Genomic DNA, 17,797 nt, shown 5'->3' on the forward strand with positions numbered 1-17,797 from the left:
TCCTTATAATCCTTCTACTTCATGTTCTATTTTTAGTAACTGCTTTCCTAATTCTTCTTTTCGCTGTTCGTATACAGAAACATCAATCGTTTCCAATAAAGCAAATAATAAACTTTCATAGTATTGTGCTATATCTTGCATCATAGTTGTTTTCACAAGTTCCCATCTATGAAGCCATTCTTGTTTATAATGGTTAACAAATAAGCGTTGTTCTTCTGTTACGTAATCCGCTACAAACGGTTCTAACGTTTGCTTCATTTCTTCTTGCATCAATGCTTTATCATTTTTCTCAAAGAAATTTTTCTCGCTTTTAAAATGGGATAATGCTTTTTTAAATTGTGTTGCTTCTATAGTTGGAAATGGATTTTCATTCATAAGAACGCGATAATCATATGTTACATCTGTATGGATTACGAGCTGTTCATTCCTTGTAACACATTGCTCTGCTACGCCTTCTTGCACATGTCTCATCGTTTCATTTATCCATTTTTCAAGACGCAGCGAAGTTGCACGCATTTCTTGCAATAAGTCATATTGTACGAAAGCTATTAACTCCATCATGCACTCTTGTAATTTTTCTTTCACATTCCCTTGTGTTCGCAAAGAAGCTGGATTAATAAATTCTGTAAACACATCATTGTATCGTAAAAATAAACGTTGCTTTACATAATATAAAAGTTCTTTCACTTCATTTTCCAATGCCTTTTCTTCTGTTATAACGCTGTGCGAAGAGATCATATGAAGCAGTTCTTGACGTTCTGCTTCATATTTTTGTCGTTTTTGTTCTTTTTCTTCATTCCCTTGCATTGCACTTTCAATCATATTTGCAAGAAGCTTATAACTGTTTTGAAGTGCTCCGTATAAAGAATGAACTGATACAAGCATTAAATCTCTCATAATAAACGAAGTGAAAGCTTGTTCAAATTGTGCAAGACCAGATTGTTGTAAAATGCCATACGCTTCTTTCGAAATATCTTTTCCTTGCTTTTCTTCCAATGCAAATAAACTAGATATTGCGAACAACCGTGGATTACGAATTCCATACTGCAGCAGTTGATCGCTAATATAACCCTTTACTGTTTGTAATTCTTCTTCTGATTGCGCTAAATCCGCCGCATTAATTAAGAAGAACATTTTATCAAGTGCAAACGTATCTTTTACACGTCCAAGTTGAATTAAAAATTCTCGGTCAGCTCGTGAAAATACGTGGTTATAATACGTTACAAATAAAATTGCATCTGCATTCTTGATATATTGGAACGCTACGTCTGTATGACGCGCGTTAATAGAATCTGCTCCTGGTGTGTCTACAAGCGCAATCCCCTGTCTTGTCAATTCACAATCATAATAAAGCTCCATATACTCTACAAAACAAGACTTTTCTTCATTGGCAACATAATCAGCGAATTCAGATAACGTTACACGAGATTGTTCTCCTAACCGATGCTTTACTTCCGTATATCCATGCTGCACAGCGCGTAAAAAACTAAACGTTGTTTTTTGTCTACCGCTTGGTTCTGGATATTGCAGTACATCATCAATTTGCAGTAGCGCTTCTTCTAGGGAAGTAATATCACGATAAAATAATTTATAAACAGCCTTTAAATCTTCAAAGAGTGCCGCTTCTGATTTAAACTGTACAATTACCGTACCATGAGGTTTTTCGTCTGTTACTGGTAAAATTTGATTAATCGTTGCTGTTGTAGGATTAGGTGATACCGGTAATACCTTTTCTCCTAATAACGCGTTAGCAAAAGAAGATTTCCCAGCACTAAACGCGCCAAATAGCGCCACTGTAAACTGTTTCGCTTCCACACGTTTCCTTTTCTCCATAATCTCTTGTTGTACATGTTTAAGAGCTGGAAGTTTCTGCAAAACATGTTCTGCATCCTTAACATGCTCCATAATACGAGTGATATTAAGTTTTGTTTTCGAAACTGCTTCTGACTCGTTATAAGTAAGTTCATCCTCTTTTTCCATTTGCGTTTGTATTTGAAATTTTTCGTTTGTTACTTTCTTTGTTTGCTGTAAAACTTCCTCTATATCAATACTTTGCGGAACAGAAAAACGATCGTGCCATATATCTTGTAAATATTTTTCATAGTGATCATACTCTTGCATGCACTGTAACTTTATTTCCTTAGCCTCTTTTTCAGCTTCATATTGTGCTATTTCTTCTCGTATACGTTGCATGTCTACTTGCACTTTACTTTGCAAGAGTGGCAAACTTTTTTCAAGTATATTCTGTGCTGCGCGGCGATAACATTTCTTCAGTTCATTTGCGACATCTGCTGTATAATGAAGCAAATAATCTCCAGTAAATCCAGCTCCTTGTTTAATAGTTGCTTCCAGTAATGCCGGACCAAAGTCCGCATTTATGTCATATATTACTTTTCCAAGTTCTTCTGTGAATAGCTCTTCTTGCTTTAAAAAAGATACAACGTACTCTTTCATATGAAAATCAAGCTGCGTCTCTACTATTTTCTTTAGTGACTCATAAAACACTTCTAAACGACGCTGTTTTTCTTGCTCTGTTTTTCCTTTCGAAAACAGTAAACCAACTTTAAATTTAGTGAGCTTCGTCTCTAAATATTGATTTGCTAAATCACGTATTTCAAACGGCATTAAATATGCATTGTCTAAAATATTTTGCAGGCCACTAAAAAACTCCTCTTTCATTTCCGCTTCTGTATTTGTAATATGTTTTTCTTTTTCTGCAAGCTGTTCTAAAATCACCGTTACATCTTGAAGTGATAACATCGATGCTAACTCTTGTTGAAACGGTTCCAATTGTTTTTCATATTGTGAAAGTAAAAATGAGAAATGTTCTTGTAACAAATAAGATACTTCTCTCTCCATCCCTCTTTTCACATACACATTTTTTTCCTTTACTATCGAGGAAAGTCGTTGCTCTAACTGCCCTAATTCGTTATGTGAGTGATTCGGCATACGTAAAGACGTATAAAATATACCATCAACTTCTATATTCCAATTAAAAAATGATTGCGCTACGCTTTTTTGATATGTCTCGAAAGACAATTCATTTTCTTTATGTTTATCAATTTGATTCACAACAAGGTAAACGGTTTTGTTACGCTGTTTTAACTCTTTAACAAACTGTAAATTCACTTCCGATTGCACATGATTATAATCCATCATATAAAAAATAACATCAGCAAGATGCAACGTAGATTCTGTTGCAAGTTGATGCGCATCATCAGTTGAATCGATGCCAGGCGTATCAACAAGAACAACATCTTCTGGAAGCGGTGCATCCGTGCGATAAATATGAATACCGATTACTTCATCACCATTTTTGCAAAGCTCTTTTAACTCTTCTGCTGTATACATACCGTCATACTCGTATTTTTGCCCTGATTTTAAAATAACAACAACGCGATTCGGTCCTTTTTCTATCTTTACAACATTCGCGCTCGTTGGAATCGGACTTGTTGGCAACAATTGATCTTTATATAAATAGTTCATCATTGTTGATTTTCCAGCAGAGAAATGACCGCAAAATGCAATCATAAGCTTCTCTTCTTTATATTTTCGTACAACTTCAAGCAACTTCTCACTATGTTCTATATCGCCTTTTTTCTGCCATTCTTCATAAAAACAAACGAGCTTTTGTAAACTGTTTGTTTGCACTGTGTTTGTCATCCCCTCGTACCCCTTTATTCCATGATGTATCCATCTTTTATATTACTAAATTTTCAGCATCTTCACAGTAAAAAAATAAAAAAATCCTTTTCATTCTCTGTGGAACGAAAAGGATTTCTATGTAGTATAGTTCATTATTTAGTTGCTCCTACTCGATGTAACACATGCTTTGTTACAACTGCATATAAAACAATTGTTCCGCCCAAAAATGCATATACCATATTTATCACACCTTATTTTTGATAATGATTATCAATTTTAAACATATTGTATCATTAAAGAGAATGATTATCAATATATAATTCAAAAAGAAAAGCTCCCTTTTGGAGAGCTTTCATTCTGCCTGTTTTAAAGGAGTCGTAGATAGTTGTGCATTCTTATTATAACTCACAGGCGAATTGTTAACAGTTGAAAAATTTGGAAATGCATATATACAAGTTAAAAAACGATATACCCCCCTTTTCTTTTTAGGAGAACGCGAACTTCTAGCCGCGCATAGAAACTGTCCTACCACATACAAAAAGAAAAGTGGAAGACGCGAAGCCACCGACTGTTCTAGCCGCTGGAGCTGGATCATAAAGAAAAGCGGAGCCAACTGTTTAGACATGAAGGCCTAGGAGGCAGAGCTAAACAAAGATGCCGAAAAATAAAATGGATATATTTACCTTGCAATTCATACTGTAATATACTTAAAGAAATATATATAAGGAGATGAAGTATGAACAGTATTTCACAAAACGAAAGAATTCATTCTATTGATATTATACGAGGGATTGCCATCTTTGGTATTTTCCTTGTAAATTGGCCCGTATTAGCTGGAGTTGAATCCCGAGATTTAACGAGTGATTATGAAGGGTTCGATCGTTACATTCGCTTATTTTATGATCTGTTTGTCCAAACAAAATTTTACACAATTTTTTCCTTTTTATTTGGTCTTGGTTTTTATATTTTTATGGAGCGCGCAGAAAAAAAGACACATCATCCAAAATTATTGTTTATACGGAGACTACTTATTTTATTCTTATTCGGATTTTTACATTATGTACTACTTTGGGACGGTGATATTTTACATGATTATGCAATAGGTGGGTTCCTGCTTCTTTTATTTTATAAAAGACAACCAAAAACCTTATTAATTTGGTCACTTATTTTGTTAAGTGTTTGGGAACTTTTTGTGTTGTTTATGAATTTAATAATGCTGCTCATTCCCCACGAAACACCTAACGCTTTTTCTACTCCTGTCGTTCCATTGTTAGATTGGAGCTTGCAAGTTCAAGATCGCTTTACTGCTTTTTATTCAGAAGCAATTAGCTCATCTCTTATCATGCTACCAGAAACAGTTGGTCTCTTTTTACTCGGTCTGTATGCCGGAAAAAAAGAAATGTTTCGCCGCGTAAACGAGATTGATACAAAGCTAAAAAAATGGCAAATCATTACCTTCCTTTCTACCTTGCCAACATGGGGAATTATTATTACCTATTTTACTATAAACGATCCATACGTACCGTTTACAATGATTGCGTTTATAACGCTAAGCGGAAAGACTCTATTCATTTTTTATATTTTCACACTTATGCGTTTCTTGCAGCATGCGAAATGGCAAAACATCTTCCGCCCTTTTCAATATGTTGGCCGTATGGCATTAACGAACTATATCTCACAAACGGTCGTAACATTATTCGTATTTGGATTACTATTTAAAGCAAATATCATATTCCCACTATGGGGCGGTACACTTTTTTGTATTGGCTTCTATATCATTCAAATCTTTATCAGCCGCTGGTGGCTCTCTCGTTATCAATACGGACCGCTTGAATATATTTGGCGCCTTGGCACATATGGAAAAAGCATGCCGCTAAAAAAACAAAGCAGTATCTCATCTTGAGACACTGCTTTCTCTTACGCTTCAGAAACAGTACTTTGTATTGAAATCTGCTCTTCTTTTAGGCCCAGTACCAGCGTTGCTGTAACCAGGGGCAAAGTAGCAAATAATGATATACTATTTCCACTCTGCCCTATTCATTTATATTGCTAATTATCTTTTTGTTGTATTTTACGATACAGCGTCATGCGAGAGATACCAGCTTTTTCTGCAGCATCCGTACGATTCATCCCTTGATCTATAAGATATAAAGCATAATTTACCTTTTCCTCATCAGTTTTGGGTCTTCCAGGATGTTTCCCACGTTTCTTGGCTGCTATGATTCCTTCTTTTGTTCGTTCAGAGGTTAAATCTCTTTCAAATTGAGCAATCCCTGCAAAAACAGTAAAGAGTATTTTTCCATGTGCTGTTGTTGTATCAAGCCAAGCTTCTTTTAGACTTTTTAAGTTTGCTCCTTTTTGAGAAATGAGTTCGGCAATTTCAATTAAATCTTTTGTAGAACGAGAAAGACGAGTCAAATCTGTTACTACTACTGTATCTCCTTGGCGTAGAAATTCTAACATACGATTCAGCTCAGGGCGGTTTCGTTTAAATCCTGTTATTTTTTCAAAAAAAATACGTTCACAACCGGCCTCTTTTAATTGTTGTTCTTGGCGATCTAAATTTTGATCAATCGTAGACACTCGCATATATCCAAATTTCATGTAATTCTTCCTTTTTTATTTTTATTGTATCAAAAGTGTCTTTTAATATATATTGTTACAAATAATTTTGTTACATATTTTTGTTACGTCTGGATTGCTAGTTTACTTGACTTCATATCTTGATACAAACTACTGTAACAAAAATGGTCGTTTTTGTTACAGTAACTTCATAAAACTCGCATCAATTAGAGGTTACTGTATGGGGTCCCGCCCACATTTTAACGAAAATATACTTTAAGCAAATTTCGACATAAAATGAGCGGGATTTTCTACTCTAAAAAAAATCCCGCTCTTATTTTTAGGCTTGTTGTAAAGGACGAAGAGATTCTAAAGTTGTAGTATCTTTCATATTAAATCGGTACTCACCTAAAAAGTTGATATGCTCCCATCCTAGTGGTGAGATATGTTTTAATAGTTCTTCGTTAAACCCATGAGTACTTCTTAACATTCCTACAGCTTTGCTTAAATATACGGTGTTCCATATAATGATGGCATTAATGAGAATACTTAATACACTTGCTCGTTGCAACTGATCTTGGAGAGCACGTTCACGGAATTCCCCGTGTTTCCCAAAAAATATTGCTCTTGCTAGTGAATTCATTGCTTCCCCTTTGTTTAATCCTCGTTGAACTTTTCTACGTAACGTTTTATCTGAAAGATAATCTAAAATAAAGATAGTCTTTTCAATTCTACCCATTTCTCTTAATGCCTTTGCTACTTTATTCTGGCGAGTATAAGAACCTAACTTACCCATAATTAGTGCACCGGACACTTTTCCTTCTCGAATTGAATGGGCTATACGTAAAACATCATCATAATTTTCATAGATCAATTTCATATTCACTTGTCCTCGTATAAGACCTTCTATATTTGAAAAATCTTTAGGTGAACCAATTGTATACAATTTAGAACTCGATAAGTCCCTTAATCGGGGTGCAAAACGAAATCCTAACAGATGAGTTAAGCCAAATACTTGGTCAGTATAGCCGGCTGTATCCGTATAATGCTCTTCAATCATTAAATCAGATTCATGATGAAGTAACCCATCAATCACATGTATAGCATCTCTTGCATTCGTGTTAATAACTTTTGTGTAAAAGGAAGAAAATTGATCACTTACGAATCTATATATAGTCGCTCCTTTACCAGATCCATAGTGTGGATTCGAGCTAGCATTCAAAGAAGATACCCCAATTTGAACACGCATTCCGTCCGATGATGAAGTAGTACCGTCACCCCAGTAAGAAGCCAAGGGTAGCCGATGTTGAAAATTAACCAATATGGCTTGTGCACGATTTAATGCATCATCGTACATACGCCACTGACTTGCATTAGCTAACTGATGATAAGAGATATCTGGTGTAGCCTCTGCCATTTTCGTAAGTCCAATATTTGTTCCCATAGCCATAAGCGAAGCAAGAGTAATAATGATTTCTTCCCCTTTAGGGGGTTTATTTGTGGATGCGTGAATAAATTGTTGCTCGAAGCCTGTCCAGTTCGCTACTTCTAGAAGTAAGTCTGTAAGCTTAACCCGAGGTAACATGTGATAGAGTTTAGCACTTAGTTGTTTGGCTTCCTCTGGAGTATCCTTTTCCAACCGCTGGAGGTGTAGGTTTCCCTTGTCAATATCAACTCCATCTAATGAGTGAGCATTGTTAGAGAATGTTTCAATTCGCTTTAATAGAGTTTGGGTTCGTTCCGCTATATACTCATCGGCATGTGTAGAAACTGCTAAGCGTGTCCCTATTTCTTTACTATCAATCCAATCTTGAGATGGTACTAAGTATTCATCAAAATCTTTATGCTGCCGGCTTCCCACAATAGAAATATCTCCAGAACGTACATAATTCCGTAGTTCGGTAAATGCAGCTAATTCGTAGAAATGTCGATTAATGTTTCCATCTTCGTCGTATATATGTTTTTGCCATCTGTTTGAAACAAAAGCTAATGGGGCTCCTTGTGATACTTTACGTTTTCCTGAGTCATTCAGTTTACGGATGACGTCTAAAGCGTTTAATACAGACTTAGCATAATTTGTAGACTGAAATTCTAAGGCTCTAAGTAATGTAGGAGTATATTTTCGTAGGTAATTGTATCGACTTTCTAATAAATCAAGATAATCATAATTTATAGGTCGAGACAGTTGTTTAGCTTCCTCTACAGAAGCTACAAATTTATCCCAGGGCATGACTGTTTCTAATACCACAAAAGGATTCACATTTTCTTCTTTAGCTTTAATTAATGCAGTTCCTAAGTCTGCATAATGAAGAATTTTTTCATTTAGCGCTTTTCCGTTTTTTTTATGGATCTCCTCTTGCTGCTTTCTTCCCTTTAATTGAAGATTCATCATTTGTTTATCATGAATCTCAAAAGCTTGATCAATTAAATCCTGAGTTAAATCGAATAGATAAGCCACTAATATGGCATACTTTTTTATCTCTTTAAACCTTCGAAATGAGAAAGCTTCATAGCGTGCTCCCATTCGAGATAGTTGTCGTAGTCGATTAGGATGTATCCCTTTTGTATTAATGTTTAACTGTAGTCCTTTTATGTATTCTAAGCGCTCAATAACCTTTAAAAAAGATTCTGGTGAAAATTGACCAGGTACTTCTTTTAACCAAGCTAAATAAGTTTTTGAAGAGTTAGGTATGAAATGGAGCAACCCACTTAATTTTTCCTTTTGTGAAAAGGTTAAAGATGATGTTAGTATCTTAAATATGCTTTTCTCTGCTCGTTTACGTGTTTCCCATATTGCTCGTTCTATAATTGCCATCGAAGGAAGTATAATCTTCCAAGTACGGAGTTCTTGCAATGCTATTTCAATGAGATATGTTGTATTTCCATTATTTAATGCATGTGGTTGAAGAAATTTAGATAACTTTCGATAGTCAGCAATTGTAAAGTTACGAAAACCGTATTCTTTTCGAATCTCTTCTATATGTTCATATCGTGTAGCGTCTCGTTGAGCATAGAGTCCCCAATCTTCTGTATTTACACCAATTTGTGTAGCTACAAATTCTAGAACGACATTCGGAATATCTCCTACATCAGATAAGGGCCATCCTGAATATCGTAAAACACTTAATTGAATAGCAAAACCTAGACGATTATAGTCCCTCCGATGGCGATTAATGATTTTGAGATCATGCTGACTGAAAGAAAAGTATGTACTTAATATCCATTCGCTTATATCAGAAGGGATTTGCATATATTGTTTTCGTTCTTCTGTTGTAAGAAGTTCTCTTACTCTCACATACATTAGAAGTCATCCCCTTTGTATTTGTTATTTCGCTTTCTGCAGATATTGATACAATGTAGCTCTTGAAACACCTAAGGTGTTACATATATCTTCAGTAGAATAATTTGGATCCTTCATTAAAGATTTAGCCATAGAAACCTGGGTTGTATCCATCACTTTAGGTCTTCCACCCAGACGTCCACGTGCACGAGCGGCTGACAATCCAGCTTGTGTACGTTCTTGAATCATTTCTCGCTCAAATTCAGCTAATGCTCCGAATACGTGAAAAATGAGTTTCCCTCCACTTGTAGAAGTATCCATATTTTCCTGAAGACTTCGAAAGGCAATTCCTTCTTCATTTAATATATTGATAGTTTCAATAAGGTGTTTGAGGGAACGACCTAAGCGATCTAATTTCCATACTACTAATGTATCGCCCTCGCATACGTAATCAAGAGCTTCATCTAATCCAGATCGAGATGAGGTAGATCCACTTACTACATCAGTAAAAACCCGTTTGCATCCAGCTTGTATAAGAGCATCTTTCTGTAAATCCAAATTTTGATCATGTGTAGACACACGAGCGTAGCCAATTAACAAATTATCACCTCCTTATACTTTTGTATTGTCTCATAACTCATAAAACAAAGGAATAATGAGATTTTGATTTTAAGACAAGTTTTGAGACGAATAACATAGCATTATTTTAATATCAAATAGAAAGCATAAAGAAGTCTCAAAAACGGAGGTTTTTGAGACTGAATAACGCGACTTAATATGTTCACCTCAACAATTTTTCCTTATCTCTCTCAACTTTTCCTAAACTTTGAGTTTGTGTATTCTCTGACGGTTGTTTTGAAATCAAGCAAATGGCTATTAATATCATTCCTATTCCCACAAGATGGATCAAAGATATTTCTTCACCTAATATGAGGATAGAAAGAACAATACTGCTAATCGGCAAAACGCTTGTCAATACGCCAGTTGTACTTGCTGAAACTTTTGAGATACCTTGGTACATCAAAATGAAAGCAATGACCGTCACAACAATCCCAAAATACAGTATCAGCCCCCACTCCGAAACGGATACTGTTTCAAATTGGAACCGGCTTCCCTCATAGAGGGAAAATGGTAAAAATAAGACCACCCCAAAAGCGCTGACAATCGTTGAAACGGCAAGAGGACTCACTTGTTGTGCGACACGTTTCCCTAATATGATAAATAAGGCTTCACCAATGACAGCACCGAAAATAAGCAAATTCCCGAATACGTGGGAAGAACCGCCTTCCATGTTTGGAAATGATCCGAAAACATTGATTACCAATGTCCCTGAAACGGCCAGCATAATTCCTACATTGATGCGTTTTGTCAGTTTTTCCTTGAGGAGAAGAAAAGCAAGCCACCCGGTGACAGCCGGAATGATGCTTGTAATGATTCCGCCTTCAATGGCTGTAGTTGATTTCAGTCCATATAACATAAAAATATTGAACAAAAACACACCAAATAATGCTTGTAAAAAAAGGATGAGAAAATTCTTTTTACCAATAGGAGGAATCCCTTCAAATTTTATTAGTAAAGGAACCAGAATAATGGTTGCGATTAGAAATCGCAGTTCGGATGCTACGAATACGGGAAAACTTTGGCCAATTAACTTACCCACTACGACTGAACTTCCCACAATAGTCATAGCCAAAGCAATTTTTAAATGGGGGATTAAATATTTATTCAATATTTCTGATCCCCTTTTATTACAGATGGATGGATTATATCCGTCACGGCACGATATAAATTTTCCGGATGTTCGGCTATCCGATGACATAAATACAAGTACCACTCTTTCCCGTAAGTCAAGTACACCCTAGCGTTATACCCTTTGTTATTTAATGTTTTCAACAAATCGGGACGTATCCCATAAAGCATTTCAACTTCCACATGAGGATGGTTCATATATTGACGCCGCTCCATTTCCCGAATAAGGGCTTCATCATGCGTCGCTATAGATACAGGATGATTGGCTTCAACCAATTGTTCTACAAGTTGGAGATACCGTTGATTCAAGTCAGTTGACCTAGGCATGGCAATATCGGAAGATTCTTGATAGGCCCCTTTAACAATCCGTATCTTTCCAGGACAATGTATCAGTTCCTGAATATCATAATCAGAACGATATAAGTGGGCTTGCAGTGTGATTCCCACATTTGGGTATTGCTCAGTTGTTCTTTTATAGATGGTAAGAATGTCATCTGTTTTAGATGATTCTTCCGCACTTATCATGAGTGTAATTTCATGCATTTTTGCCCTCTCCGCCAACTCCGTTAAATGGATATAGGCCGTTTCCGGATTTATGGACAACCCGATATGTGATAAATCGAGCGATACCGTTTGTTTCATGGACAGAGTACCCATGTCCTCAATAAGATCCAAAAACTCATTTTTTGCATTTTGGCATTCCTCTAAATCCTTTGTATTTTCCCCTATGTATTCCAGTGAAATAAGATAATCTTTTGTGATCAGCCCTTTTGCCGCTTCCATCCCCTCATGCCTCATTTCTCCGGTGACAAAGCGTTTTGCGGCTTGTAACAATAATGTATGGAGTTCAGGGGATTGTTGTATGTAGGATTTGATATGTTCATTTCGGGCAATCGATTTAAGTGCCTGGGCCACCTGAAATTCTGGATTTGTCATCGCATTTTCATCTCCTTTAGAACTGTTTGATCCAACTATATCATGCTAAAATGGTTTGTATTAGTACCATTTCATACGAACTTTAACAGTACCACTTTTAATGAAGGGAAAATATATATGTTTTGGATACCTATTGATCGGTCATCAGATATATCTTTAATTCGGCAGGTTTATCAACAAATACGTGAACGAATTTTAAATGGAGAGCTGCAATCAGGAGAAAAACTGCCATCAACACGGGAACTATCTTCTGAGTTAAAAGTGTCTAGAAATGTAATTTTAGAAGCTTATGATCAACTATTTGCCGAAGGCTTTTTGGTTGCTAGACGTGGTTCAGGGACATTTATTGCTGAAGGAACATATTTAGAAAAACATAAAAAAGCACCTCTATTTGATTCTTTATCTTGGTACAAAAAAACAAACAATGAAAGTAACATCATTAATTTTCGTTCAGGGATACCAGCCTTGGACTTATTTCCACGTAAGGCATGGGCAAGGTTGTCTCACACCATATGGAATGAAACGTCTCCTTCTACGTTTGGATACGATATTCCCGAAGGGCGTCCGGAATTAAGAGAGGTTTTATCACGTTATTTACTAAAAACAAGAGGGGTTTTTTGTCATCCAGAGCAATTGGTGATTACTTCCGGTGCAACCCAAGCTTTAACACTTGTTTCTAAGTTACTTTTGTCAACTGGTGACGAAGTGCTAATGGAAGATCCTATCACCAATGACATTCAAACGATTTTTAAAACTTCAGGAGCTTCTCTTTATCCTATACCAGCTGATGATAATGGGATGGATACATCTTTGTTGCCTTTAAATAAAAATCCAAAGTGCATCTTTATTACTCCTTCCCATCAGTTTCCTTTAGGTGGAACGTTACCGATTCAACGACGGGTTCAATTAATTAACTACTCGAGAAAAACAAATTGTTATCTTGTTGAGGATGATTATGACAGTGAGTTTCGATATGAAGGCTCACCTGTAAGTTCATTACAGGGATTGGATCCAGAGCGTGTGTTATATATTGGTTCATTTAGTAAAATCTTATCGCCGGCTCTTAGAATAGGGTATTTAGTTCTTCCCTCACACCTTATTGAAAAATGTCGTAGGTTAAAATGGTTTTCGGATTTACATACTCCTTCTTTAGATCAGCTTATCCTTGCTCGTTTTATTGCTGAAGGTTATTTAGAACGGCATATTATGAAGATGAAGAAAATCTATAAAAATCGAAGAGACTTCCTTATCCATCAATTAGAATCAACATTCTCGAATAAGATCAATATTTTCGGTTATTCTACAGGGTTACACCTGATTGTTGAATTCAATCAGTTTCAATTCACAAAAGAATTACTTGAGGAAACCCAACAACTTGGAGTGAAAGTATATCCTGTGGAAGACCACACCATTGAAAAAGGAAAACATCATAACCGAATTATTTTGGGGTATGGACATTTAACAAATGAAGAGATAAAGGAAGGCGTGAGCAGGCTACATAGGGCAATACCTTGTATATACTCTTTTTAACGAATAGACTTCCAACTTCTAAACTCAAAATTAAAGAGCCGATTTTTTCTTAGAGTAAAAAAATCGGCTCTTTTTATGTCGAAATTTGCTTAGCGTATATTTTTGTTAAAATGTGGGCGGGACCCCACATCCATCAACTTAAGAAAAGTAAACACCCCAAAAACAAAAAAATGAGCTGACTTCTCAAAATAACTAACTGTAGAGAAAGAAAAATTTCATTTAGTGGGTACTTCAAAACCTTAGCTTGATGGCGATGGGGTCACCATATCAAAAAAGAAAATTGTGCGTTTAGACATATTTTTCAACCGCTTCCTGTACGTTAAGGGACTCGTTATTTTTTTACAGTTTTTTATTATGAAATTCTAAATAACTAATTATAATAGGTGAAAAAAACGATCAATAGTTGGGGTACGGAAAGGATTCGAATTTACATTCTTTCTCAATACATATTATGGATAAATAAAGTAAAATATGGGTTAGGGTTATGTCTCATGTTGTGTTAATCCTAACAATAACTAAGGGTACATAATATGCTTTCATACCTTTGAATAATTTTGTTATAGAAGGGATGGAGATTTAAATGGCTCAAATTGTTGGTATTGATAGATACCTTTGTACTGGAGCTTTAATCTTTAAGTGTGAGGGCCTTTCCCTAAGTCTTGTCAGGAAGTAAGGAACAGTAAGCAAACACTTATACAATATGAATAGAGGAGAGGAATGCCTTATGAAAATACGTAGTCAAATTACATGTGCAAGTCTTGCCCTTTTCATAGCTGGAAGTTCCCTGTTATATACAACGCCAGCCTCAATTGTAAAAGCAGAGCCCACTCAAAATGTATCTAGTTCGTTACAAACAAGCACTCAACGAGATCGTAATTCCGTCAAGCAAGCAATGCGGGATACATTGCAACTTGGATACCCGGGGATACTTGCTAAAACTTCCGAGGGTGGAAAAACGTGGGGTTATGCCGCTGGGGTAGCGAATCTGAGCACCAAGCAACCAATGAAAACAGATTTTCGCTTTCGCATTGGAAGCGTGACGAAGACGTTCACCGCAACGGTTGTACTTCAATTAGCTGGAGAGAACCGCTTGAATCTAGATGACTCCATCGAAAAATGGTTGCCTGGTGTCATTCAAGGAAACGGATATGATGGTAACCAGATTAAGATCCGGCAGATATTGAACCATACAAGTGGTATCGCTGAATACTCAAGGTCAAAAGACGCTGATTTTATGGATACAAAAAAATCGTATACGGCTGAAGAGTTAGTGAAGATGGGGATTTCTCTGCCCCCAGACTTTGACCCAGGAGATGGTTGGTCTTATTCAAACACAGGATACGTATTACTGGGTATTCTTATTGAAAAAGTAACCAGAAACAGCTATGCGGAAGAGATTGAAAATCGGATTATTGAACCGCTTGAATTATCGAATACATTCCTACCTGGAAATTCAAGCGTTATTCCAGGCACCAAGCATGCCCGTGGATATGTCCAACCAGACGGAACAAGTGAGCTAAAAGACGTTACTTATTATAACCCAAGTGTAGCTAGCTCAGCTGGAGATATGATTTCTACTGCTGACGACTTAAATAAATTCTTCTCTTACTTGCTCGGTGGCAAATTACTGAAAGAACAGCAACTAAAACAAATGCTTACTACAGTTCCTACAGGAAGTGAAGGAATCGATGGATATGGTCTTGGAATCTATGAAACTAAGCTTCCAAACGGTGTCTCGATATGGGGACACACAGGTGGCATTCTAGGGTTTACTACTCTTGTTGGAGGTAAACTTGGAGGCAAGCATACGTTGGTCGTCAATTGGAATAGTTTGGGTAGAACTGACAGTCCTAATCCTTTTAAAAATATTTTACTTGCTGAATTTAGCAAGTAGGGGTCACCATACATGCCCATCAGCTTAAGAGATTTTAATACCCTCAAATACCAAAAAACGTTATCCTTTCTAAATAAGCTAAATTAGAAAGGATGACGTTTTCTTATGCATTTTTCGATTCAAGATGAATTACAATCATTTGCGGAAGAATTACAACGATATGTTACACCTGTATTCTTAGAAGAACTTGCAAGAGAAATCGGATTTATAAAACGAAAACGTAAGTTTTCTGGTTCAGACTTAGCTACTATTTGCATTTGGATCAGTCAACGGGTAGCAAGTGATCCTTTAGTTCGATTATGTAGTAGGCTTCATGCAGCTACTGGTACTTTAATCAGTCCTGAAGGCTTAAATAAACGCTTAAATACAAAAGCAGTTTTAGTTTTAAAACATCTTTTTTCTTTACTGTTACAACAAAAAGTATGTGAACAAACGCAAATTTCTAACCACCTCTTCTCTTATTTTCAACGAATTCGTATCCTAGATGCCACCGTATTTCAAGTGCCAAATGCCTTAGAGAATTTATATCCAGGCTCTGGAGGATGTGCCCAAACAGCGGGAATTAAAATTCAATTAGAATATGATTTGCACAGTGGACAATTTCTTAACTTTCAAGTTGGACCAGGAAAAAATAATGACAAAACATTTGGTACGGAGTGCTTAGATACTTTACGACCAGGAGATTTATGTATTCGTGATTTGGGTTATTTTTCATTGGAAGACTTAGATCAAATGGATCAACGAGGTACATACTATATTTCTCGTTTGAAATTAAACACGAATGTATATGTGAAAAATCCAAACCCGGAATACTTTAAAAATGGTGCAATAAAAAAACAATCGGAATACATACAAATTGATGTGAAACAGATTTTAAACCAACTACACCCCGGAGAAACATTTGAATTAAAACATGCTTATATTGGTGATAAACAACAACTGTTTTCACGTGTTATTTTTAATCGATTAACAGAAAAACAACTTCAAAAAAGACGAGCGAAAATCTTGGAGAAAGAAAAATCCAAAAATAGAACGTACTCAGAGAAAAGTAAAATGGTAGCGGGATTAAACGTGTACGTGACGAATACACCTTGGGAATGGGTTCCGATGGAACAGGTACATGAGTTATATACTTTGCGTTGGCAAATAGAGATTGTCTTTAAAACATGGAAATCACTCTTCAAAATAGACCATTATCGTAATGTAAAACAAGAACGATTAGAGTGCCAATTATATGGAAAGCTAATCGCTATTTTTCTGTGCTCCTCTACTATGTTTAAAATGCGCCAACTTCTTTTGCAAAAGAAGAAAAGAGAATTAAGCGAATATAAAGCGATAGGAATGATCCAAGATTATTTATATCTTTTATATCAAGCTATACAGAAAGACACTCAAGAAATAACAAAGATTCTAATCCGTCTATTCCACCTACTACAGAAAAATGGGCGGAAATCTCATCGATATGAGAAGAAAACAGTCTTTGATATTATGGGTGTTGTCTATGAGTATAGTAGACTTAGAAAACAAAAAAAAGCTGCATAATCTTTAAAAATGATACCTATTTAGGTTTATTTAGCATGCTTATTTTTAAGGACACAAAATATTTTAAGAGTTTTTTAGTTCAAATGAACAAAAATTCATTTTATTTCCGTTCTTAAGTTGATGGGCATGGGGCGGGACCCCATCGCTATCAAGCTAAGGTTAGGAACGGTCAGTTTCAGAAGAACTTTTTTTCTTTTTCTAAAAATCAGTGTAGATCATTGGAAATTTTGCATATCAAATAAACCCTAACGGGTTTCAATTTTTTATTAAGCTGCTTGATTGTCCGACATGGTACAATTGTAAACGACACCTAATATATCAAAGACTGTTTTCTTCTTGTATCGATGAGATTTCCGTCCGTTTCGCTGTAGGAGGTTAAACAGACGAAGAAGAATCTTTGATAATCCTTGGGTGTCTTTTTGCATTGCTCGAAACAGAAGAAAAAAATAGTCTTTAATCATATATATGGCTTTATATTCACTCAGCTCTTGTTTCTTTTTTATGAGAAGTAACTTCCGCATTTGAAACATAATAGAGGAACAGAGTAGAATGGCAATCAGTTGCCCATACAAATGGCATTCCAATCGTTCTCGTTTTATCTTTTTACAATGATGAATGTGAAAGAATGATTTCCACGTTTTAAATAAAATTTCGATTTG

Annotated in this window: 11 protein-coding genes; 4 read left to right on the plus strand and 7 right to left on the minus strand. The window is 35.9% G+C overall.

Annotated elements, in window-relative coordinates; translation table 11 throughout:
* Nucleotides 1-3: 3 nt before the first annotated feature.
* Nucleotides 4-3,663, minus strand: coding sequence for a dynamin family protein (locus ACIGHG_RS17015; RefSeq protein ID WP_396549538.1), 3,660 nt, complete (start codon nucleotides 3,661-3,663; stop codon nucleotides 4-6).
* 718 nt (nucleotides 3,664-4,381) lie between these two features.
* Here ACIGHG_RS17015 and ACIGHG_RS17020 point away from each other — a divergent pair.
* Nucleotides 4,382-5,548 carry a DUF418 domain-containing protein gene (locus ACIGHG_RS17020; RefSeq protein WP_336471685.1) on the plus strand — a complete coding sequence of 389 codons (1,167 nt, stop codon included), beginning with the start codon at nucleotides 4,382-4,384 and terminating at the stop codon, nucleotides 5,546-5,548.
* A 146-nt stretch (nucleotides 5,549-5,694) separates the two neighbouring features.
* Here the strand turns inward: ACIGHG_RS17020 and ACIGHG_RS17025 are convergent, their stop codons facing one another.
* The 5 genes from ACIGHG_RS17025 to ACIGHG_RS17045 all read right to left on the minus strand — a co-directional run bounded on the left by ACIGHG_RS17025 (nucleotide 5,695) and on the right by ACIGHG_RS17045 (nucleotide 12,172).
* The gene (locus ACIGHG_RS17025; protein WP_090912386.1) at nucleotides 5,695-6,249 is read right to left on the minus strand and encodes a recombinase family protein; all 555 of its coding nucleotides are present in this window, start codon (nucleotides 6,247-6,249) and stop codon (nucleotides 5,695-5,697) included.
* 298 nt (nucleotides 6,250-6,547) lie between these two features.
* A complete protein-coding gene (locus tag ACIGHG_RS17030; protein WP_396549540.1) occupies nucleotides 6,548-9,508 on the minus strand; it encodes a Tn3 family transposase in 2,961 nt (986 codons plus the stop codon).
* Between the two features lie 24 nt (nucleotides 9,509-9,532).
* Nucleotides 9,533-10,087, minus strand: a complete 555-nt coding sequence (locus ACIGHG_RS17035; protein ID WP_396549542.1) for a recombinase family protein — start codon at nucleotides 10,085-10,087, stop codon at nucleotides 9,533-9,535.
* A gap of 181 nt (nucleotides 10,088-10,268) precedes the next feature.
* Entirely contained in the window at nucleotides 10,269-11,216 is a 948-nt protein-coding gene (locus ACIGHG_RS17040; protein WP_396549544.1) for a DMT family transporter, read from the minus strand.
* The gene (locus ACIGHG_RS17045; RefSeq protein ID WP_221783193.1) at nucleotides 11,213-12,172 is read right to left on the minus strand and encodes a proline dehydrogenase family protein; all 960 of its coding nucleotides are present in this window, start codon (nucleotides 12,170-12,172) and stop codon (nucleotides 11,213-11,215) included. Before ACIGHG_RS17045 ends, ACIGHG_RS17040 begins: the two co-directional genes overlap by 4 nt.
* A 117-nt stretch (nucleotides 12,173-12,289) precedes the next feature.
* On the opposite strand from ACIGHG_RS17045, the gene pdxR reads away from it, so the two are divergent.
* From pdxR to ACIGHG_RS17060, 3 genes are all read left to right on the plus strand, one after another.
* A complete protein-coding gene (gene pdxR, locus ACIGHG_RS17050; protein WP_396549546.1) occupies nucleotides 12,290-13,702 on the plus strand; it encodes a MocR-like pyridoxine biosynthesis transcription factor PdxR in 1,413 nt (470 codons plus the stop codon).
* Nucleotides 13,703-14,426: 724 nt separating this feature from the next.
* A complete protein-coding gene (locus ACIGHG_RS17055) occupies nucleotides 14,427-15,596 on the plus strand; it encodes a serine hydrolase domain-containing protein (protein ID WP_396549548.1) in 1,170 nt (389 codons plus the stop codon).
* A gap of 105 nt (nucleotides 15,597-15,701) precedes the next feature.
* Nucleotides 15,702-17,138, plus strand: a complete 1,437-nt coding sequence (locus ACIGHG_RS17060) for an IS4 family transposase (RefSeq protein WP_396549550.1) — start codon at nucleotides 15,702-15,704, stop codon at nucleotides 17,136-17,138.
* Between the two features lie 266 nt (nucleotides 17,139-17,404).
* Here ACIGHG_RS17060 and ACIGHG_RS17065 read toward each other — a convergent pair.
* A partial coding sequence (locus ACIGHG_RS17065) for a transposase (protein ID WP_396549552.1) occupies nucleotides 17,405-17,797 on the minus strand: 393 nt, incomplete at its 5' end.

It is taken from the genome of Bacillus sp. NPDC077411, assembly GCF_044543425.1.
GTDB lineage: Bacteria > Bacillota > Bacilli > Bacillales > Bacillaceae_G > Bacillus_A > Bacillus_A bruguierae.

Bases quoted from the DNA above. Each gene is read 5' to 3' on its own strand.
- ACIGHG_RS17015 (WP_396549538.1), bottom strand. From the start codon at position 3,663: ATGACAAACACAGTGCAAACAAACAGTTTACAAAAGCTCGTTTGTTTT.
- ACIGHG_RS17020 (WP_336471685.1), top strand. From the start codon at position 4,382: ATGAACAGTATTTCACAAAACGAAAGAATTCATTCTATTGATATTATA.
- ACIGHG_RS17025 (WP_090912386.1), bottom strand. From the start codon at position 6,249: ATGAAATTTGGATATATGCGAGTGTCTACGATTGATCAAAATTTAGAT.
- ACIGHG_RS17030 (WP_396549540.1), bottom strand. From the start codon at position 9,508: ATGTATGTGAGAGTAAGAGAACTTCTTACAACAGAAGAACGAAAACAA.
- ACIGHG_RS17045 (WP_221783193.1), bottom strand. From the start codon at position 12,172: ATGACAAATCCAGAATTTCAGGTGGCCCAGGCACTTAAATCGATTGCC.
- pdxR (WP_396549546.1), top strand. From the start codon at position 12,290: ATGTTTTGGATACCTATTGATCGGTCATCAGATATATCTTTAATTCGG.
- ACIGHG_RS17055 (WP_396549548.1), top strand. From the start codon at position 14,427: ATGAAAATACGTAGTCAAATTACATGTGCAAGTCTTGCCCTTTTCATA.
- ACIGHG_RS17060 (WP_396549550.1), top strand. From the start codon at position 15,702: ATGCATTTTTCGATTCAAGATGAATTACAATCATTTGCGGAAGAATTA.